General features: G+C 60.7%; 2 protein-coding genes. Both read right to left on the bottom strand.

The features are described from left to right. Positions 1 to 420, bottom strand: a 420-nt coding sequence (locus tag FKP22_RS32675) for a hypothetical protein (protein ID WP_170201070.1), incomplete at its 3' end; no start/stop codon positions are given. A gap of 615 nt (positions 421 to 1,035) precedes the next feature. Next, positions 1,036 to 3,430: RHS repeat-associated core domain-containing protein (locus FKP22_RS24700; RefSeq protein WP_141290308.1), on the bottom strand; the 2,395-nt coding region annotated here is incomplete at its 5' end.

Genomic DNA, 3,430 nt, shown 5'->3' on the forward strand with positions numbered 1-3,430 from the left:
CACCGCTGCCTGCGCGCGAAAGCTCAGCTTGGAGAGTTGAACTTCTCGCTCGGCGGCGGACACGGCGTGGCTTGTGAGCAGTTCATGGGGGTGCAGCGGTTCGCCGTCAGGGGTGGTCCGGGAAAGGTGCGTCCACCAGGGCGCGGGCAATGAGTTCGCCTTCCCGGCATCGGCGGCGGCACGCTGGGCGTCTCTGAGTTGTTCAGCCTGGACCAAAGCAAGTCGAGAGCCCAGTTCCTCGGTTCGCTCCGCCTGCCATTGCCACACGCCCAGGCTGGCGACAGCGGCCGTCGACAAGCCGACCGCCGCCACCAAGAGTAGCCGCCGGTCCCTTGCGCACAGCGACCACCAAACCACCGAGCGGCCCAGCGTTTGCCTGCCCAGATCGACCGCACGAACACTCAGTTGATGCAACGTCACCACCCACCGCGGCCAGTTCCCTCTCCGCGCTCCCTGCTGTTAAGAATTTGTGCTCGATTGTGGCAGCGTCGTACGAACAACGACGTCCTTGCGCTGCTAAGCCGGGCTCGGACGTGTCCCGCACTCCCCCGACGAAGGCCCTGCAATCGACAAATATGCCAGCGGCGATGGAGCACTCCAGCCACGCTTTATTTCAACTAAATACCTGCACCAAGACGCAATCACCTAGAAGAAATGGGCGACCCAATTCGCGATTCCCCTCAACTTCCCATTGAGGCGTGCCTCTATGATTCAAACAATTCTACTGTTACCGAACACGCATGGCAGCGGCAAGCAGGAATGGCCACGCGATTAGAGACAACATGCCAACCGTGCCGTACGTCATTACTATATCTTGAGCAGCGCCTATGCCTGGACAAACTGAGCTACCCGCAATAACTGCGGCATCGCTATCGATGACATTCCTTGAAATGACGCCTGGGCCAATTAGGAAAACGATCAATTCCCAAACAAAAAGAAATCCCGAGACACACACAACATATCGCCTAGTCCGCACACGGACTGCAAATATACCAAGAAACACAAAAAATATAGAAATATAGCTCATGATTTAGCTCACTGTCGACATGCGCATGCAGAATCAGATGATAGCGGCCAAGTACCATTCATTTCGGCCATCGCCCGAGTAGCTCCTTGACGAATGAAACGCCTACTAGAAGCATCAAGGTCTGTATTCCACCCATGTTGAAGGACATCATACCCAATGCCTGCTGTCATTGCGAGCCCGACACCAAACAGGCCGCTGTTGCGATATGCAGCATAACCTACTGCATAATTCCCGAACATATGAGGATTGTAGTCATGACCATCAATAGTATGAAACCTATCAAAGCGCTGATCATTATAAGCGAAATCGTATTTTTTTGCCCCGCTGTGATTTTTCCATATATCTATAAGAGATTCTGTGCGCATACCACCCAATACTTGCTCAACTTCACAAGGGTCCCAGATTTTTTTCACCGGTGGACGCGGCGTTGGCGGTGAAACATTAGGCGCACTTTGTTCGCAGGCAACCGGATTATTACCACGGGCAATGCACTCACTCACGCCGGGATGATCTCCACCACGCAACCCTGTAGCATCTCCTATATAAATTGGCGACACGTTCGCATACGCATAGGTATTGATCCCGCCTGCCAGCCCGATCGGATCTGACTCGATGTACCTGCCCAAGGTTGCCCGGTAATCCCGATTGAGGTTATAGAACAGCCCGGTCTCCTTGTCGAAGGTCTGCCCCGGGAAGCGCAGGTTCAGCGTGAAGGCGCCGAGTGCGCTGGGATTCTCGTTGGGCGCTGAGTTGCCGAAGGCCTCGGCCTGGTCCCAGCGCCATTGGATGGCGTGGTCGCTGGCTCTGGTCACCACGCGCGGGGTGTCCAGGTGGTCGGCGTAGATGTAGCTGAGCTTGGTCTGCACGCTCAGCACGCCGTTGGTGGTGGTGCGGGTCTGGGTGATCAGCCCCACGGGCGTGTCGCCCAGGTAGATGACTTCGTAGAGCGGGTTGCCGCTGGCGTCGTACTCGCCGATCAGGTGGCCTTGCTCGTCGTAGGCGTAGTAGCGGGCGCCGCTGTCGACGCGGGTGGTCGGGCCGGTCTTGGCGACGCGCTGCTCCAGGCCGTTGTACAGGTAGCTGACGGTGTCGGTGCCGATCTTGACCGAGGCCATGCGGCCGCGCGGGCTGTAGGTGAAGGTGTTGGTGCCGTCGGCCTTGACCTGGCCTGTTGCGTAGTAGGTGAAGTTGGTGGTGCCGTTGGGGCCGGTCTCGACGCTGACGCGGTTGTTGGCCGCGGCGATGGTGTTGGTGTAGGTGACCCCGCCGATAGTTTGGGTCGTGCGGTTGTTCGACAGGTCGTAGTCGAAGCCGTTGGTGCTGCTGGACTGCTGCTGCTGCTTGAGTCGGTCCAGGCCGTCGTAGGTGAAGGTCTGGTCGTAGGCGGGCTGGGCGGTGCCGGCACTGTTGGTGTGGGTGTAGCCGCTGATGCGGCCGGCGTCGTCGTAGCTCAGGGTGCGGATCAGCCCTGCGGTGGTGCCAGTGCCTGCGGGGTTGCCCAGGTAGTAGCTCTTGAGGCGGCCGTTGCTGTCGTAGGTGCGGCTGTAGGCGGTGTTGTCACCCCAGGTCCAGCCCTGCACGTCGTTCAGGCCGTTGTACTTGAGCATGTTGAGCACTGACACGTTGCGCGTGGTGTCGGTGCCGGTGCCGTCGGTCTTGACGGGGTTGAAGGCGATGGCCTTGAGCCGGCCGTCGGCCAGGTAGGTGAAGTTGACAGTGGCCTTGCTGGGCAGGGTGAGCGACTTGAGCTTGCCCAGGCTGCTGCCGGCGTCGCTGCTCCAGGTCTGGCTGAGCACGAAGCTGCGCGACGGGCTGGTGGCCACCGTCTGGGTCTTGCTGAGCACGCGCCCGAAGCCATCGTGGGTGTAGACGGTGGTGCCGGATTCGTCGACCAGGCTGCTGAGTTGGCCGGTGCTGTTGTTGGCGGTGGTGCTGGGCACCGAGGCGGTGCTGCCGTCGTAGTAGAACTGGCTGGGGATGCCGCTGGTATAGCTGATGGCCGTGAGCCGGCCCAGGTCGTCGTAGGCGTAGGTGGCGACGTTGCCCAGCGCGTCGGTGCGGGTCTGAACGCGGCCGTCGGCAAAGTAGGTGAAGCCGGTGGTGCCGGTGTCGGGGCTGACCTGCGGGTTGGTGTTGCCCAGGCCGTTGACGGTGTAGGTGGTGACCTTGCTGCGCGGGTCGGTGACGCTGGTGAGTTGGTCCAGGCCGTCGTAGCCGAACTTGATGACGGGGGCGGAGGCGCCGGCAGCCGGTGCGGCCAGGGTGCTGTTGATGCGCCGGCCCAGGCTGTCGTAGCCGTTGTTGGCCGTCCGCGCGGTGGTCTGGCCAGTGCCCTTGGGCAGGTTGACGGTGGTGAGGTTGCCGTTGGCGTCGTAGCCCAGGCCGGTGGTCAGGGCGCCGCCA

It is taken from the genome of Ideonella azotifigens (assembly GCF_006519715.1).
Taxonomy (GTDB): Bacteria; Pseudomonadota; Gammaproteobacteria; order Burkholderiales; family Burkholderiaceae_C; genus Ideonella; species Ideonella azotifigens.